At 60.5% G+C, this 17,997-nt stretch carries 9 protein-coding genes; 6 read left to right on the top strand and 3 right to left on the bottom strand.

What is annotated here, in order from left to right:
• The 3 genes from J2T09_RS02095 to J2T09_RS02085 are packed head-to-tail and all read left to right on the top strand — an operon-like array spanning nucleotide 1 to nucleotide 8,110.
• Complete coding sequence (locus J2T09_RS02095; RefSeq protein ID WP_306830532.1) at nucleotides 1–3,558, top strand: amino acid adenylation domain-containing protein; 3,558 nt, start codon at nucleotides 1–3, stop codon at nucleotides 3,556–3,558.
• Nucleotides 3,555–4,775: an efflux RND transporter periplasmic adaptor subunit gene (locus J2T09_RS02090; RefSeq protein WP_306830531.1), complete on the top strand. Its 1,221-nt coding sequence runs from the start codon at nucleotides 3,555–3,557 to the stop codon at nucleotides 4,773–4,775. The genes J2T09_RS02095 and J2T09_RS02090 overlap by 4 nt, the downstream gene beginning before the upstream one ends.
• Nucleotides 4,776–4,786: 11 nt before the next feature.
• Nucleotides 4,787–8,110: an efflux RND transporter permease subunit gene (locus J2T09_RS02085; RefSeq protein WP_306830529.1), complete on the top strand. Its 3,324-nt coding sequence runs from the start codon at nucleotides 4,787–4,789 to the stop codon at nucleotides 8,108–8,110.
• A 34-nt stretch (nucleotides 8,111–8,144) separates the two neighbouring features.
• On the opposite strand, the gene J2T09_RS02080 is transcribed toward J2T09_RS02085, so the two are convergent.
• Entirely contained in the window at nucleotides 8,145–9,086 is a 942-nt protein-coding gene (locus J2T09_RS02080; RefSeq protein ID WP_306830527.1) for a LysR family transcriptional regulator, read from the bottom strand.
• Between the two features lie 154 nt (nucleotides 9,087–9,240).
• Here J2T09_RS02080 and J2T09_RS02075 point away from each other — a divergent pair, with 154 nt between their 5' ends.
• The 3 genes from J2T09_RS02075 (at nucleotide 9,241) to J2T09_RS02065 (ending at nucleotide 14,786) form a co-directional block, all read left to right on the top strand.
• Nucleotides 9,241–10,029 (top strand): alpha/beta hydrolase fold domain-containing protein, encoded by a 789-nt coding sequence (locus J2T09_RS02075; protein WP_306830525.1) that lies wholly within the window; start codon nucleotides 9,241–9,243, stop codon nucleotides 10,027–10,029.
• A gap of 247 nt (nucleotides 10,030–10,276) precedes the next feature.
• Nucleotides 10,277–11,455: an efflux RND transporter periplasmic adaptor subunit gene (locus tag J2T09_RS02070; RefSeq protein ID WP_306830523.1), complete on the top strand. Its 1,179-nt coding sequence runs from the start codon at nucleotides 10,277–10,279 to the stop codon at nucleotides 11,453–11,455.
• Between the two features lie 124 nt (nucleotides 11,456–11,579).
• Complete coding sequence (locus tag J2T09_RS02065) at nucleotides 11,580–14,786, top strand: efflux RND transporter permease subunit (RefSeq protein ID WP_306830521.1); 3,207 nt, start codon at nucleotides 11,580–11,582, stop codon at nucleotides 14,784–14,786.
• Between the two features lie 107 nt (nucleotides 14,787–14,893).
• On the opposite strand, the gene J2T09_RS02060 is transcribed toward J2T09_RS02065, so the two are convergent.
• Together J2T09_RS02060 and J2T09_RS02055 are read right to left on the bottom strand one after the other, a co-directional pair.
• Complete coding sequence (locus tag J2T09_RS02060) at nucleotides 14,894–16,111, bottom strand: hypothetical protein (protein ID WP_306830519.1); 1,218 nt, start codon at nucleotides 16,109–16,111, stop codon at nucleotides 14,894–14,896.
• Between the two features lie 65 nt (nucleotides 16,112–16,176).
• The gene (locus tag J2T09_RS02055) at nucleotides 16,177–17,811 is read right to left on the bottom strand and encodes a cisplatin damage response ATP-dependent DNA ligase (protein ID WP_306830517.1); all 1,635 of its coding nucleotides are present in this window, start codon (nucleotides 17,809–17,811) and stop codon (nucleotides 16,177–16,179) included.
• Nucleotides 17,812–17,997: the final 186 nt, after the last annotated feature.

The following is a 17,997-nucleotide window of genomic DNA, read 5'->3' as shown; positions in this document are numbered from 1 at the left end:
ATGGCAGAGCCTGCACGGACCGGACACGACCTTGCCGAGGCGCGCGATGCGACAGCCACGCGCATTCATGCGATGGTGGCGGCGGAAATCGGTGCCGAACCGGATGAATTCGGCCGCGACGAAAACCTCATCGAACTTGGCCTTGCCTCGATCGCGCTCATGCGCCTGCAGGCGGCGTTTGCAGCAGATGGCGCGACCGTGCCCTTGAGTGCGCTGATCGCCGAACCGACCGTCGATGCGTGGACGGCGCTTGTCATGGAGAGCCGCCCGCAGCGCCAGACTGAAAACGACACGACCGTCGCGAAGCAGGAAACGGAAGAGGCCGGCTTTCCGCTCACCGATATCCAGCGCGCCTATTGGCTGGGCCGCGAAACCCATTTCGAACTCGGCGGCACGGCCGCGCATGGTTATATCGAAGCACGCTGCGACGATCTCGATATAGACCGGCTGGAAGATGCGCTGAACGCTACGATTGCCGCCCATCCGATGTTGCGCGCGGTCATCGGCGCGGATGGCATGCAGCGCGTGCTCGACGACGTGCCGCGTTTCCGCATCGACCACGCGGATTTCAGCGCAGATGACGAGACCGGGCGAGAAAAGGCTCTGCAGGCCATTCGCGACGAGATGGAACAGCAGGTGCTGCCGGCCGATTGCTGGCCGCTCTACCGGGTCCATGCCAGCCGGGTTTCCGAGCGCACCCATATTCTGCATCTGAGTTTCGATATTCTCGTCTTCGACCTGAAATCGCTGGAAATCTGGCTGGGAGAATGGTGGAAACGTTACAGCGATCCGACCGCAACCATTCCTGCCCCGACGGCGCGGTTCCGGGATCATGTCACGGCCCTTGAGGCGCGTGCGCGTTCGGAAGCGACAGAAGAGGCTCGACGTTACTGGCGCAAGCGCGTCACCTCGATGCCGTTAGGCCCTGCCCTGCCACTCATCCGCCCGCTGGAGGCCTTGACCCCGCCGCGCTTTGCCCGCCTGCAGACCGTGCTTGATCGTGACGACTGGCAAAACCTGCAGAATGCCATCCGCGAGCGCGGGCTGACGGCCTCCGCCGTGCTTCTGGCCGCCTATGCCCGTATCCTGTCGTTCTGGAGCGAAAACAGCCATTTTTCGCTGACGACGACGCTTTTCAACCGACCGATGGGACCGGCGAGCGACAATGTCATCGGCGACTTCACCTCGCTGACACTGGTGGAAACCAATGGCGTGTCCGCACCGGCGTTCCTGAACTTCGCCCAGCAGGTGCAGGCACAGTTATGGCGCGATCTCGACCACAGCGCCGTGAGTGGCGTCGAGGTGCTGGGCATGGTTGCCGGCGTTCATGGCCTGCATAACCGCGCGATCATGCCTTATGTCTTCACCAGCGCGCTCGGCACCGGTCGCAGTTATCTCGATGCCTTTTCCGGTTTCGGAGAGATCACCCGCGCCGCCGTGCAGACGCCGCAGACCCTGCTCGACCATCAGGCGCTGGATCACGGCGGAAAACTGGTGCTGAACTGGGACCATGTCGAGGCAGCCTATGCGCCCGGCCTGATCGCCGAGCTGGCCGACATGCATCTGGAATTACTGCGAAAACTGGCAAACCAACCATCCGCCTGGGACGTGGCCACGCACGCGACATTGCCCGCCGTTCAGGCCAACAGGCGCGCAGACGCCAACGACACGACATGGCAGGCGCCGACAAAAGCCGCAGCCCTGCATGAACCGTTCCAACAGCAGGTTTTGGAACGCCCAGATGCGATTGCCGTCATTGCCGATGGCAAAAGCTGGACCTATGCCGGGATCGACCGCGCCAGCACACGCCTTGCCCAGTGGATCGCCGCCTGCCAGACGGATCGCAGCCTGCCGGTTAGCGTGCTTCTGCCAAAAGGCTGGCAGCAGGTGGTCGCCGTTCTCGCCATTCTGAAAGCGGGTTTTGCCTATCTCCCCATCGATCCGGCCTTGCCGGACGGGCGCATAAAAACACTGCTGGAGGAAAGCGGCAGCGAACTGCTTCTGGCCCTGCCGGGCAACACGGCCGAGCCGATTTTTGCGCGCAAGGTCATCGGCGTCGACGACGATATTTTCGACGAGATCACGGAAACGGACATTTCCACCTCCTTGCCGCAGGTCGGTGAAAACGATCTCGCCTATATCATCTTCACCTCCGGCTCGACCGGAAAGCCGAAGGGCGTTGCCATTCGCCACGGCGCCGCACTCAACACCATCCTCGACATCAATGCGCGTTTTGGCATCGGACCCGCTGACCGTTGCCTGATGGTGTCGTCCCTGAGTTTCGACCTCTCCGTCTACGACATTTTTGGCCTGCTGGCGGCGGGCGGCACGGTGGTCGTTCCGCCTGTCGCCATCGCGCCGGACCCGGACATCTGGCTGGATCTGATTGAAAACCACGGCGTGACACTGTGGAACAGCGCGCCGGCACTGATGCAGCTGTTTCATGATCGGCTGACCGATCGCCGTCGTATCGCGGCACTCTCGCAGCTGCGGCTGGTGATGCTGAGCGGAGACTGGCTGCCTTTGCCCTTGTGCCGATCGCTGATCGCTCTCGAATACGCGCCAAAACTGGTATCGCTCGGCGGCGCTACCGAAGCGGCCATCTGGTCGATTGCCCATGAGGTCGATCAAATCGATACTAGCTGGACGAGCATTCCCTACGGTCGCGCGCTCGCCAACCAGACCATCCATGTGCTCGATGAAAATTTTGCAGAACGCCCCGATCACGCCATCGGCGAAATTTTCATCGGCGGCATCGGTCTCGCAGACGGCTACTGGCGCGCCCCCCAAAAGACGGCGGAGCGTTTTCTCACGCATCCGACCACGGGCGAAAGGCTCTATCGCACCGGCGATTTCGGCCGCTGGCACCCCGATGGCTTTGTCGAATTCCTCGGCCGCCGCGATGGTCAGGTCAAGGTCAACGGCCTGCGTATCGAACTGGGCGAAATCGAAACGGCCATCGCCGACGACAAAACGATCCGGCAGGTGAGTGTCGTTGCCAGCGGCATGGCCGGCAAGGGCAACCGGCTGGTTGCCTTCCTCGCATGCCACGAAAACGGCGGATACGACGAAGCGGCGCTACGCCGTGTGCTCGGCCAAAAACTTGCCGCAGCGATGATCCCCACCACGTTCGAAGTGCTCGACCATCTGCCGCTTTCCATCAATGGCAAGGTCGATCGCAAGGCGCTGGAAAGACGCGCGCAGGAACTGGCATTACCGAGCGACGACAAGCCGGCGCAGCCAGTATCCGAAGTGGAAAGCCGCATCCGAACAATCTGGCAGGATCTGCTGGATCACCCGATCGAATCCACTGTCACCAGCTTCTTCCAGGCCGGCGGCAATTCGCTTCTGGCAACGCGGCTGGCCGGCAGGCTTTCCCAGGCATTCGACCGTCCGGTCTCGGTCATCCGCGTTTTCGAACACCCGACGATTGCCGGACAGGCTGCGTTTCTGGCTGCAGATGGCATGTCGGATGCACCACCAGCAACAAGCCCTGCGCCGACACGCATCCGCCGGTTCCGCGAGCGGGCGCGCGCATATGAAGGAGACGGACGATGAGCCACGGTTTCATCCATCCCGCAGCGCTGGCCATCGTCATGGCGGCAACGAACGTGATCACGCCGGCAATGGCACAGGAACAGCCGGCCGTCGCATCAGCAAAACTGCCTGCCATCGTGATCACCGAGGTTTCTGAGCGTGCCATGACGGATCGGGTTCTGGCGAGCGGCACCATCCGCCCGCTCAATGAGGTTTTTGTCCAGCCGCTGGTCGATGGCTTGCCGATCAAGGCGCTTCATTCCGAGATCGGCGACCGGATCGAGGCGGGCAGCGTGTTGGCCGTGCTCGACAGCGATGCGCTGGTTTTGCAGCAAAGCCAGTACCGGGCCAACAAAGCAAAAGCGGTGGCAGCGCTCGCACAGGCACGGGCACAGGTGGTGGAGGCGCAGGCGAGTTACGACGATGCGATCCGCCAACGCGATCGCACCAAACGGCTCGGGCAGAGCGGCACCAGTTCCGTCTCGCAGATGGAACAGGCCACAGCGCAGGCCGATGTGGCCGATGCCAAGCTGAAGGCAGCGGCACAAGCCGTGGAAGTGGCGGAGGCCGATATCCGCGTCGTTGATGCCCAATTGGCCGATGTCGATCTGCAACTCAGGCGCACCGAAGTGCGATCACCGGTTTCGGGTATCGTTTCGGTAAAGAATGCCAAAGTCGGCGCGGTTGCCGCTGGCAGCGGCGAACCGCTGTTCAATATCATCCGCGATGGCGCCATCGAACTGGTCGCGGACATAGCTGAGGCCGAAATCAGCAAGATCAGGCGGGACCAGAAGGCAAACATCCGCGTGGCCGGCAATCGCCAAGGCATTGAAGGTGTCGTTCGCCTCGTATCCCCGACCATCGATGCCGCAACCCGTCTCGGTGCCGTGCATATCATTGTCGATGCTAAAAGTGTGGCCCGTTCCGGCATGTTCGCTGGTGCCGAGATCATCGTTTCCGAGGTCAAGACGCTGACGCTGCCGCAATCGGCGGTGACCATCGGCCGCGATGGGCCGACAGTCCGCAAAGTCGTACAGACTGCCGATGGTGATGTCGTGCAACAGGTGCCGGTCGAGACCGGCATTCAGGATTCCGGTTTTGTCGAGATCGTCAGCGGTCTTGTCGCTGGCGAAAGCGTCGTCGCGAAGGCCGGAGCCTTCGTGCGCGATGATGACCGCATCACACCCGTGACGGCGTCCCAACAGGCGCAATCGTCATCGATGACGGCCACGAACTGAAGGTTTTCTCCATGAACTTTTCCGCCTGGTCGATCCGCAATCCGATCGCGCCGATCCTCGGTTTCGTGCTCTTGATGTTCGTCGGCATTCAGTCGTTTTATTCCCTGCCGATCACCCGTTTTCCGAATGTGGATGTGCCGGTCGTTTCGATCACCGTGCTGCAAAGCGGTGCGTCGCCTGCCGAACTGGAAATGCAGGTGACCAAGGAGGTCGAAGACGCGGTTGCGGCGATCAGCGGCATAGACGAGATCCACTCCACCATCGTGGACGGGCAATCGACCACCAATATTCTCTTCAGGTTCGAAAAACCCACGGCCGAGGCGGTTCAGGACACCAAGGACGCCATCGACCGCATCCGCAGCGATCTGCCCGCCGATGTCGAGGAACCGGTCGTCACCAAGGTCGATGTCGAAGGCCAGGCCATCCAGACCTTTGCCGTCTCCTCCCCCAACATGACGCTGGAAGAACTGTCGTGGTTCGTTGATGACACGGTCAAACGTGCGCTTCAGGGACAGGCCGGTGTCGGCCGTATCGACCGTTATGGCGGCTCGGACCGCGAAGTGCAGGTCATGCTCGAACCCGGCAGGCTCGATGCCTATGGCATTACCGCGGCGGAAGTGAACGAGCAGCTGCGCGGCACCAATGTCGATCTTGGCTCCGGTCGCGGCCAGATCGGCGGCAACGAACAGGCCATTCGCACGCTGGGTGACGCCCGTGATGTGGCGGAACTTTCCAACACCACGATCACGCTGCCCACCGGCAATTTCGTCAAGCTGTCGCAGCTCGGCCGTGTCACCGACACCTATGCGGAGCAAAAATCCTTCTCGCGCTTCAACGGCAATCCCGCCGTTACCTTCGCAGTCTTCCGCGCCAAGGGTGCAAGCGAGGTCTCGGTTGCCGAAACGGTGGCGGAGAGCCTCGATCAGGTGCGATCAGCACATCCCGATGTCGCCATCCAGATGGTCGATGACAGCGTCTATTTCACCTATGGCAATTACGAATCCGCGCTGCACACGCTGGTGGAAGGATCCATCCTTGCCGTCATCGTCGTCTTCCTGTTTCTGCGCAACTGGCGCGCCACGCTGATCGCCGCCGTCGCCCTGCCGCTGTCGGCCGTGCCCACCTTCTGGATCATGGACGTGATGGGCTTTTCGCTCAATCTCGTCAGTTTTCTGGCACTGACGCTTGCGACCGGCATCTTGGTCGACGATGCGATCGTCGAGGTGGAAAACATCGCCCGCCATATCAAGATGGGCAAGACGCCGTACCGCGCGGCACTTGAAGCAGCCGATGAAATCGGTCTCGCCGTCATCGCCACCAGCTTTACCATCATCGCCGTCTTCGTGCCGGTCTCGTTCATGCCGGGCATTCCGGGCCAGTATTTTATCCAGTTCGGCCTCACCGTCGCATTTTCCGTATTCTTCTCGTTGCTGGTAGCGCGCCTCATCACGCCGCTGATGGCCGCCTATCTGATGCGGGCGGAAGACGCGATGGACGACCATCAGGACAATGATGGAAGGCTGATGCGCGCCTATTCCAAGGTCGTCTCCGGCACCACCCACAAATGGTACTGGCGTTATGCGACGCTGCTGGGAGCTATCGGTTTCCTGATCGCATCGATGGCGCTGCTGTCCCAGGTGCCCGGCAGTTTCATGCCGCCGGAAGATTCCTCGCGTGTCGTGCTCTCCGTCGAACTTCCACCCAGCGCCACGCTCGATGAAACCGACCTGACCACCACAGACATTTTCAAGACCATCCGGGCGATCGACGGCATAGACAGCGTGTTCGTGCTCGGCGGAGCTTCTCCCAAGGGCGACATGGAACTGCGCCGTGCGACCATTAACGTCATCCTGGGCAACATGGATCACTCGCTTTGGAAAACCATCGTCAACAAGGGTTTTGGCAATATTCCGCTGATCGGTCCGTACCTGCCGAAGGTGACGGATCATGGCCGCACCAGACCACAATGGGATATCGAAAAGGAACTGTTTGAAAAACTGCGCAGCATTCCGGATGTGCGTATATCGAAAGTGAATGACCGCGCCGAGCGCGAACTGGCCTTCAACTTTCTCTCGAATGACAATGACAGGCTCGATGAAGCGGCGGCTCTGCTGGAAAACAACCTTCGGGCCTCGCCTATTCTCGTCAACGTGTCGTCCGAAGGCGCCCTGCCCCGCCCCGAACTGCAGATCCGTCCGCGCAAGGACGAAGCCGCCCGTCTCGGCGTCACGCCACAGCAGATCGCCCAGACGGTTCGTGTCGCCACGATCGGCGATATCGATGCGGCCCTGACAAAAATCTCGCTGGATGGCCGTCAGATTCCCATTCGCGTCCAGACCTCGCTCGACACGCGGCGTGACCTTGGTCGTCTTAAAACTCTCAAGGTGAAAACCGCATCCGGCACCGCGGTGCCGCTCTCAAGTGTTGCCGATATCGATTATGCGGAAGGGCCAAGCTCGATCAAAAGGTACGATCGCAACCGCGTCGTTTCGATCGGCTCCGACGTGCCACAAGGCACGGCGCTCGAAACCTCGACGGCCGAGTTCAAGCGCATCGTCGATGAAACCACCCTGCCGGAAGGTGTGCGTCTGGTGGAGAGCGGTGACGCCAAGGTTCAAGCGGAGATGCAGGCGGGTTTCGGCAATGCGATGCTGCTCGGGCTGCTGTTGGTGCTTGTCGTACTGATCCTGCTGTTCAAGGACGTCATCCAGCCTTTCACCATCCTGTTCTCGCTGCCGCTGGCCATCGGCGGCGTGGCGGTGGCTTTGATCATCACCCAGAACGCGCTGTCCATGCCGGTCCTCATCGGCATTCTCATGCTGATGGGTATCGTCACCAAAAACGCCATCCTGCTGGTCGATTTCGCCATTGAGATGAAACATGCCGGCATGAACCGTGTCGATGCCATGGTGGAGGCCGGCCGCAAGCGCGCGCGCCCGATCATCATGACCTCAATCGCCATGTCGGCCGGCATGCTGCCATCCGCAATGGGCGTCGGCGAAGGCGGCTCGTTCCGCGCGCCGATGGCGATTGCGGTGATCGGCGGCATCATCGTCTCGACCGTGCTGTCGCTTCTCGTCGTGCCTGCCTTCTTCCTGATCATGGACGACCTCTCGCGTCTTCTGGCCCGACTGTTCGGCCGTTTGGTCGGAAAAAAGGACGAGGAAGAACAACCGATGTCGGAAGAGGCGCTCAGCCGCGCGACGCGCGAGCAGGCGGCAGGGCTTGCCGCCTTGGAAGAACGCATCGCCCGGATGGAAAGACAAAACGACAGGCTGGCGGCAGTCGTTCAGGGACGTGACCGGAACCGGCAATCCCCATCGGCTGCCGAATAAACTAGGCGGCGAGCGTATTTCGAGAGAAGGCGGATCATCCCGCCTTTTTCAACAGGGGTTGCGGCATCTGATCGCCATCCTTCAGGCCCTGCACCAACTTGGCCAGCCAGTCGACAAAGACCCGCACCTTGTTGCTGAGATGGCGGGTCTGCGGATAGACGATGTAAAGCGGCAGTGTCTCACAATCCCAGTCGGTCATGATCTCGACCAGATCGCCGCGTTCGATCGCATCATTGACCATGAAGCCCAGCGACTGGCCGATGCCGATGCCTGAAATCATTGCGTTGAGATAGGAACGCGCGTCATTGACCGACACGATATAGCGCGGATTGATCTCGACCACCTCATCTCCACGGCAGAACTCCATGCTCAGCACACGGCCGAGTGTCGCATTGAGATAACCAACGGAAAAATGCTTGTCTTCCAGTTCTCGGGGGTTTGTCGGTTCACCGAAATTTTCGAGATAGAAAGGCGCGGCGAAGGTGCGCAGCTTCAGTTCGCCCACCTTGCGGGCAATCAGCGACTGGTCGGTCGGCGTGCCACCGCGCAGGGCGCAGTCGACGTTTTCGGCGATATAATCGACAAGGCGATCGCCGACACCGATATCCAGCTGGATCTGCGGATAACGTTTGTAGAAATCACAAAGGTTGGGGATGACCACCAGATCGGCAAAGGCACCGGCCATCTCCACACGCAGGCGCCCGGATGGCTGTGCCTGCGAATTCGACATCGAGCCATCGAGTTCGTCGATTTCGGAGAGGATCTGGATCGCCCGCTCGTAATAAAGCGCGCCATCGGTTGTCACCATCACACGCCGGGTGGTACGATTGAGCAGCGTGGTGCGCAGATGCGCTTCCAGCGACTGGACCATATTGGTCACCGTCGTTTTCGGCATGTCGAGCGCGGTCGCCGCCCTTGTAAAATTGCCGGTCTCGACGACCCGGACGAAAACACGCATTGCCGATAGCTGATCCACGAACGGTCCTCCGGATGCATCGCAGCATTATCCGCGAATTCGGAATAGTGTTGCCGCAAAACGCATGCTTGTGCGTTTTGAATGGAACAATAATATCAGGATCAGAATTTTCGGCAACCCAATCCGTGTTCAGACGATGCGGTTCGAGGCAATCATGACAGCGCAATGGGAAAACATCGTTTTCGACAGGTCGGTGACACCGCCTGTGCCCATGCGCCTTTATGACGGCGCGCGTGCAGCCAAGCTTGCGCCGATCGTGCTTTACCTGCGCGGTCGCGCCTTTCTGGACCGCGACCGTGGCGAGGCCGAGCGGCCGATCGCCAAGGCACTGGCGGAAACCGGTGCCGTGGTGCTGGAGGCGGATTATGCGGTCGCCTCGCAGAACATGTTTCCGAAGGCCATGGACTGTGCCTTTCAGGCGCTTGCCTGCCTTTCGGGCAAGCGCAAGCAGTTCGGCAGCGCCAAGTCTCCGCTTTTCGTGGCGGGCGATGAGGCCGGCGGCAATGTGGCAGCCGGCGTGGCGTTGAAGGCACGGGATCTTTTGCCCGGCGAATTGAAAGGCCAGATGCTTTTTTCGCCGATGATCGATCCGAAGATGACGTCGGCATCGTTTCGCGAGGCCGACAAGGTCGGAATGCGCGAAAAATGGTCGGATGGATGGAGCCATTATATCGGTTCCTTTTTCCAGCACCCTTACGCTGCACCCTGCCTGTGTTCGCGCCTGAACAATCTGGCGCCGGCGTTGATCATCACGTCCGAAGACGATCCGCTGCGTGACGAGGTGATTGGTTACGCGGATCGCCTGAAGGCAAGCGGTGTGACCGTACGCCAGCGTATCTTTTCGGCCGATTGCGGCTGGACGAGTGTCTACAAGGAGGGAACCGGCAAATGGCTTCCCTCCCTGTGCTCAGAGTTTACCGGGTTTGTCGAAACGCTGCACTGACAGTGGTTTTACGACCCAACCCATTCAGGCATGAAAATTCCAAGGTCGAAGGAGACCCATCATGAACAGTGCGGAATTTTAGATTTTAAGCTGAGGCCCTGATTTCCCATCAGGCCAATCCCGGCATCAAGGACAAGGAACTCACGGAGGCATGTCATGCCGCCGACGGTCTCTCTTTGTCCTGTCAGGGCCTCAGCGACATTTGAGTTGAACGATCAGGCGGCAAAACGTCCGCCAGGAGAGAAAAATGACATCGAAGATCAAGAACTGGGCCCTGTGGGGTTCCGGACTGAGCGTTGCTGCGCTCATCGCAGGCGCATCCTTCTATCTCGACGCACCGAAAGGCGCTGTCGCCGCTCCGGCAACGGCCGCCGCTCCGGCAGTCCCGGTCAAGGTCGCGTCCGTCGAGCCACGCAGCGTCACCACATGGCAGGAATTTTCCGGCCGTCTGGAAGCCGTTGACCGCGTGCAGCTTCGCCCGCGCGTTGCAGGTGCCATCCAGTCCGTGCATTTCCGTGAGGGTGGTCTGGTAAAGGAAGGCGACCTGCTGTTCAGCATCGACCCGGCTCCCTATCAGGCAGCGGTTGCCGAAGCGCAGGGCCTTGTTGCCTCGGCTGAAGCCAAGCTGGAACTGGCCAATACCGAACTGGAACGCGGCAAGACACTTTCGGCGAAAAACACCATTTCGCAGAGCGATTTCGCCCAGCGCCAGAGCACCCAGCAGGATGCGATGGCTAGCCTGCAATCGGCCAAGGCGGCGTTGAAAGTTGCCCAGCTCAACCTCGACTACACCCAGATCCGCGCCCCGATCTCCGGTCGCGCAGGTCGCATCGAGGTGACCGTCGGCAATCTCGTGGCTCAGGGTTCCGCCTCCACGCCACTGACGACGATCGTGTCGATCAACCCGATTTATGCAAGCTTTGACGCCAGCGAGGAACTGGTCGCCCGTATCCTGTCGGAAGTACCGGTCGAGAACGGCATTCCGGCCCTCGACAGGGTTCCGGTCGAAGTAACGACACTGGCCGCCAATGCTGAAGCGATCCGTGGCAAGCTGCAGCTGATCGACAACCAGGTGAATGCCGCCAGCGGCACGATCCGGGTACGTGCCGAGTTCGGCAACGTTAATGGACGCCTGATCGCCGGTCAGTTCGTGCGGGTGCGCATGGGCCAGCCGAAGGAAGAATACCATCTTCTGATCAGCGAAAAGGCCGTCGGCACAGATCAGGACAAGAAATTCGTCTTCGTGCTCGATCAGGGCAATACGGTCGCTTACCGCCCCGTACAGCTCGGTTCGGCTGTTGATGGCATGCGCATCGTCGAAAGCGGTTTGAAGCCGGGCGATCGCATCGTCACCAGTGGTCTGCAGCGTATCCGTCCCGGCGCCGTCGTGGCCCCGGAAGAAGACGCCAAACTGGCATCGAAATAACAGCATAACGACCGGCGGCAGTCCGGTCGGTTTTCCACCCTTGAGGTTCTGGTTGCCCGCAGTCAGCTGACTGCGGGATGGAGACCTCTATGCCTCGCTTTACCCCTGGAGAGAGGGTTTCGTCATGAACATTTCCAGATTTTTCATCGACCGACCGGTGTTTGCCGGCGTGCTGTCGGTGCTGATCGTGGTGGCCGGCCTGCTTGGCATGCGCGCGCTGCCGATTTCCGAATATCCCGAAGTCGTGCCGCCATCCGTGGTGGTGCGCGCCACCTATCCCGGCGCCAACCCGACGGTGATCGCCGAAACGGTGGCAACACCGCTGGAAGAGCAGATCAACGGCGTCGAGGACATGCTCTACATGTCCAGCCAGGCGACATCCGACGGCGTGCTGACGCTGACCGTGACCTTCAAGCTGGGCACCGACCCGGACAAGGCACAGCAGCTGGTGCAGAACCGCGTGTCGCAGGCGGAGCCGCGTCTTCCAACGGAAGTGCGCTCGCTCGGCATCACCACGATCAAGGCCTCGCCGGACTTCATCATGGTGGTCAATCTCGTGTCGGCCACCGACCGTTATGACCTGACCTACCTGCGCAACTATGCGACGCTTAATATCAAGGACCGTCTGGCCCGTATCGAAGGTGTCGGCCAGGTACAGGTCTTTGGTTCCGGTGACTATTCCATGCGCATCTGGATCGATCCGCAAAAGGCCGCCGAACATTCGCTGGCCGCCAGCGACATCACCAATGCCGTGCGCGGTCAGAACGTGCAGGCCGCCGCCGGCATTATCGGTGCATCGCCGAGCCTGCCGGGCGTCGATCTTCAGCTGAACGTCAATGCGCAGGGCCGCCTGCAGACTCCGGAAGAATTCGGCAACATCATCGTCAAGACCGGCGAGAACGGCGAAATCACCCGCCTGCGCGACGTCGCCCGCATCGAACTTGGTGCCTCCGATTATACGCTCCGCTCGCTGCTTGATGGCCAGCCGGCCGTCGCCATTCCCGTGCTTCAGGCACCGGGCTCCAACTCCATCGAAATCGCCGACACGGTTCGCGCCACCATGGACGAATTGCAGAAGGCCATGCCGGAAGGCGTGAAATACGAGATCGTCTACGACACGACCGAATTCGTGCGCTCGTCGATCGAAAAGGTCATCGACACGCTGCTTGAAGCCGTGGCGCTGGTCGTTCTCGTCGTCATCATCTTCCTGCAGACATGGCGCGCCTCGATCATTCCGCTTCTGGCGGTTCCGGTCTCGGTCATCGGCACATTCGCCGTCATGTACATGTTCGGCTTTTCGGTGAACGCGCTCACCCTGTTCGGGCTTGTGCTTGCCATCGGTATCGTCGTCGATGACGCGATCGTGGTGGTGGAAAACGTCGAGCGAAACATCGAGAACGGTTATGCGCCGCGTGAAGCGACATACCGTGCCATGAAGGAAGTGTCGGGCCCGATCATCGCGATTGCGCTGGTTCTGGTCGCCGTGTTCGTGCCGCTCGCCTTCATCTCCGGCCTGTCGGGCCAGTTCTACCGGCAGTTCGCGCTGACGATTGCGATTTCGACCGTCATCTCGGCCATCAACTCGCTGACACTGTCTCCGGCACTGGCGGCCCTGCTCCTCAAGGGCCACCACGCGCCCAAGGACAGGCTGACACGCGGCATGGACTTTCTGTTCGGCTGGTTTTTCCGTGGCTTCAACCGTGTGTTCGGCGCCGCCTCCAACGGTTACGGCCGCACGGTCGGCGGGCTTCTGTCGCGCAAGAGCCTGATCATGGTGATCTACCTCGCCCTGGTCGGCCTCACCTACAGCATGTTCAATGCCGTGCCGGGTGGTTTCGTACCGAGCCAGGACAAGCAGTATCTGGTCGGCTTCGCACAGCTGCCGGACGGCGCAACGCTTGATCGCACCGAAGACGTGATCAAGCAGATGAGCGACATCGCTCTGAAGCAGCCGGGCGTAAAACATGCCATCGCCTTCCCGGGCCTCAACATCAATGGCTTTACCAACGGTTCCAACTCCGGCGTCGTGTTCGCCGTGCTGGACGACTTTGAAAACCGCAAGACGCCTGAACTTTCCGGTGATGGTATCGCCATGGCGCTGAACGGCCAATATGCCGGCATCAAGGATGCGTTCATCGCCATCTTCTCGCCGCCGCCGGTCAACGGTCTCGGCACGACGGGCGGTTTCAAGCTGCAGATCGAGGACCGCTCGGGTTACGGCTACCAGACGCTGGACGAAGCCACCAAGGCGGTCATCGCCAAGGCTTACCAGACACCTGAACTGGCCGGTATCTTTTCCAGCTATCAGATCAACGTGCCGCAGCTTTACGCCGATCTCGACCGCGCCAAGGCCGAACAGCTCGGTGTATCGGTGACTGACGTCTTCGAAACGCTGCAGATCTATCTCGGCTCGCTTTATGTCAACGACTTCAACGCCTTCGGCCGCACCTACAGCGTCCGCGTTCAGGCCGATGCGAAATTCCGTGCCAAGGCGGATGATATCGGCAACCTGAAGGTTCGTTCGCAATCGGGCCAGATGATCCCGCTGTCGGCGCTTCTGAAGGTCGATGAAGCCGCAGGCCCGGAACGCACCACGCGTTACAACGGCTTCCTGTCGGCCGACATCAACGGCGCACCGGCACCCGGCTTCTCATCCGGTCAGGCACAGGCCGCGATGGAAAAGATCCTCACTGAGACCCTGCCTTCCGGCATCGATTACGAATGGACGGACCTGACCTACCAGCAGATCCTTGCCGGCAATTCGAGCATCATCGTTTTCCCGCTGGCGCTGCTTCTGGTCTACCTTGTGCTGGCCGCCCAGTATGAAAGCCTGACACTGCCGCTGGCCATCATCATGATCGTGCCGATGGGCGTGCTGGCAGCCCTCACCGGCGTGTGGCTGACTGGTGGCGACAACAACATTTTTACCCAGATCGGGTTGGTGGTGTTGGTGGGGCTGTCGGCGAAAAACGCGATCCTGATCGTGGAATTTGCCCGTGAGCTGGAGTTCGAAGGACGAACGCCATGGCAGGCCGCGGTCGAGGCAAGCCGCTTGCGTCTTCGCCCGATCCTGATGACCTCGATGGCCTTCATCATGGGTGTCGTGCCGCTGGTCATCTCCACCGGTGCGGGTGCGGAAATGCGCGCCGCCATGGGTGTCGCGGTGTTCTCCGGCATGATCGGCGTGACCTTCTTCGGCATCTTCATGACACCGGTCTTCTACATGCTGGCCCGCGCCATGACCGGCAACCGGCCGCTCACCCAGCACAAGGATGAGCACGAGGGCCAGCACAGTTCGGAGGCAGCTCCCGCTCTCTCTCCAGCGGAGTAAAACGGCTGCCTTCCCGGTCGGGGTCACGTGCCTGTCTGCCGCAGGCGCGTGAAGCCAGCCCCGATCTGCCGCGCGGGTCTTCCACCGCAGACCCGCGCGGCATCGTCTTATTTCCAGCTTTTAAAGTCGCTAGCCGTGCAGCCGTAAGGCGCGTTCTGATCACCAAACCGCTTCTGCAGCTGGTCGCAACCCCATTCGTTCATCGGGCCGGGCAACATGTTGTTGATCTCCATGCCGGCCTGCATGAACTGCGTATAACCGGCGGTCACATACCAGTACCAATAACCGAGCACCAAACCGGCGATCACGAGAATGATGGCGAGGAAGCCGAGAATGGCACGCAAGAAGCGGCCTTTCTTCACCGGTTCGCGCAAGGACGACTGTTCATCGGCAACCGTCTCGCGCGCTGTCGCGATCGAGGCCAGTGCTGAAGCGCGTTCCTCGTCCGTCATCTTGATGCGCTCAAGCCCGGCATCGAGCAGGACCGGATAGGCGGTATTGCCATGGCGCACTGCAAGCCCGACGGGCGAACCATCTTCGGCCTCGCCGATAATGATCGGCTCCTGTCCCTTGGCGAAGCGGCTATAGGCGCTGCGCTTGGTCATGTCCTCGGCGATCTTGTCCGCATAGGTCACGAACAAACGCCCAAAACTTTCCTTGTAGGTCGCGATTTCCACCGGCACCGGCCTTAACAATGCCGGCGTCGTCAGCCGGCTGCGCGCATAGGACGTGCGCACGCCGAGAACGATGGAAATCAGGCAGATGAGTGCAAACACACCAAACAGCACGCCGAAGGAGATGAAGCGGTTTTCGAGCTTGTCCAGCCCGAGGCTGAGCGTTGCCAATTCCGGATTGTCCGCCGAAATGACGATATCGGTTTCATAATTGCCGGAATGGGCATCCACGAAAAAGATATGCGTATCGCTCTCGTAGCTCTTGCCCTGATATGTATAGGCGACACGGGCATCGCAATCGGTGAACACGCCCTTGCGGACCTTGCATTCGCCGTCCACCAGCCGGCCATCTTCCATCACCAGCGGGTTCTGGCTGATCTGGTAGTCGCGCCACAGGTTCGGCACCTGCCAATAAAACAGCATTCCCGTCAACAGGAACACAAACGGCAGCGATATCGCATAACCGCGCGGCAGCGACAGCGAGGATTGTTTCAACGCCAGCGGACGGCTTGGCAGCGAAATGTCGGGAAAGGTCATGATGCCTCTCAACTGCGCCGGGCGCAGTTCATGAATGCGGGCAATGTGAAAATTGCCAATGGAGGGGAACAGGATACCGAGCAGAAATGTCGGCATCCCGGTTGGGAATGGCATAACAGCCAGCGCCGACATAGCGCACTGGCGAAAATCGACAACCCGAAGATTAGCAGATGCGGTTTTTACCCTTCACCGCCCTCACGCGCATCGATCATCGCCGTCAGTGTCGAAAGCCGGTCGGCATCACGCGGCAGCTTGTCCTGCCGCAGCCGCGCGATGCGCGGAAACCGCATGGCGACGCCGGATTTGTGGCGGCTCGACCGGTTGATGCCTTCAAAAGCGACCTCCAGCACGAAACCGAAATCCGGCTTCGCCTTCACGGCCCGCACCGGACCGTAGCGATCGACCGTATTGTCGCGCACGAACTTGTCGAGCACTTCCAGTTCGGCATCGGTAAAGCCGAAATAGGCCTTTCCGACCGGCACAAGCTGCTCGCCATCCGGCCCGTCAGCCCAGACACCAAACGTGAAATCGGAATAATAACTCGATCGTTTGCCATGACCGCGTTGTGCATAGAGCATGACGGCATCGATATTGAACGGATCGCGCTTCCACTTGAACCACGGCCCCTTCAGGCGACCGGCCTGATAAACGCTGTCCTTTTTCTTGATCATCACCCCTTCGATGACCGGATCGGGCGGGTCCCGCCGCAGGGCCTCAAGCTCGTCCCAAGTCTTGAAAGACACCAGATCGGAGAGGTCGAAGCGATCATGCGGGGCACGGGTGAGGATGTCCGAGAGACGCTCACGGCGCTCAAGAAAAGTCTGCGCGCGAATGTCGTCATCGGATTGGAACAGCAGATCGTAGGCACGCACGAAAGCCGGATATTCCTCCAGCATCTTTGCCGTGACCGTCTTGCGGTTCAGGCGCTGCTGCAGATCGGAAAACGTGCGGGTCGGATTGTTGGAACGCGCCGTGCCGCCGACCAGCAGCTCGCCGTCAATAACACCATCGAAATTGATGGCATCGACGATATCGGGAAAGGCGCCGCTGATGTCGTCGCCGGAGCGTGAATAGAGCTTTTTCGTGCCGCCGTAACTCGACATCTGCACACGAATGCCATCCCATTTCCATTCGGCGGCATAATCGGCGGGATCGAGCTTTGCGAGATCACCGTCTTCCACCGGATTGGCGAGCATGACCGAATGAAAAATGGCAGGCGTGGCCAGAACCGGCTTTTCCGCCCCGCCCTCCAGCCAGGCGAACAGCGGTTCATAAGGCGGCTCCAACCCATGCCAGAGCGTTTCGATCTCGGTGACATCCTTGCCCGACATGTCTGCCAGTGCCTGCTTTGCGAGCCGGGCGGACACGCCGATGCGCAGGCCCCCGGTCGCCAGTTTCAGGAAGGCGAAACGGGCGGACGGATCGAGATGATCGAGCAGGTCACGCACGGCGGAGCGCACTTCGGTGCGGCCGAGCGCATTCATGCGGGTGACGACGTCGCCGAGGCGCGGCTGCTTCGCATCGTCGACCCGTTCCCTGGCGCCACCATCCCAGACCAGCGCGATGGTTTCGGCAAGGTCACCGACATAATCATAGGAATAACGGAACAACACCTCGTCCATCCGCTCCATGACGAGTTCGCGCAGCATGGCGGGTTTGACGCTTTTGAGATCCAGCGTGCCGGCAATGGCGGCAAGGCCATAACCCCGGTCCGGATCAGGCACCGTGCGAAAATAATCGGCGAGCAGTTTCAGCTTGCCGTTGCGGGACGGGGTGAGGACGAGGCGGTCGAGAAGGGTGGCGAAGGCTTTCATGGGACCACCACAGTATAGCTCGTTAGAGAGACACCCCCCTCTGTCCTGCCGGACATCTCCCCCTCAAGGGGGGAGATTGGATGGACGCACCGCCCTGTCCAGAAACCCGGCGTTCCGAGAAGACGTGACGGCAGTGTGTCGCGAAGGTCTACCCGCTTGCGATCTCCCCCCTTGAGGGGGAGATGC

Origin of the sequence: Neorhizobium huautlense, from assembly GCF_030811685.1 — a bacterium.
Classification (GTDB): domain Bacteria; phylum Pseudomonadota; class Alphaproteobacteria; order Rhizobiales; family Rhizobiaceae; genus Neorhizobium; species Neorhizobium huautlense_A.
The sequence above is the reverse complement of the archived record's forward strand: the minus strand, read 5'-3'. Positions and strand labels throughout refer to the sequence as shown.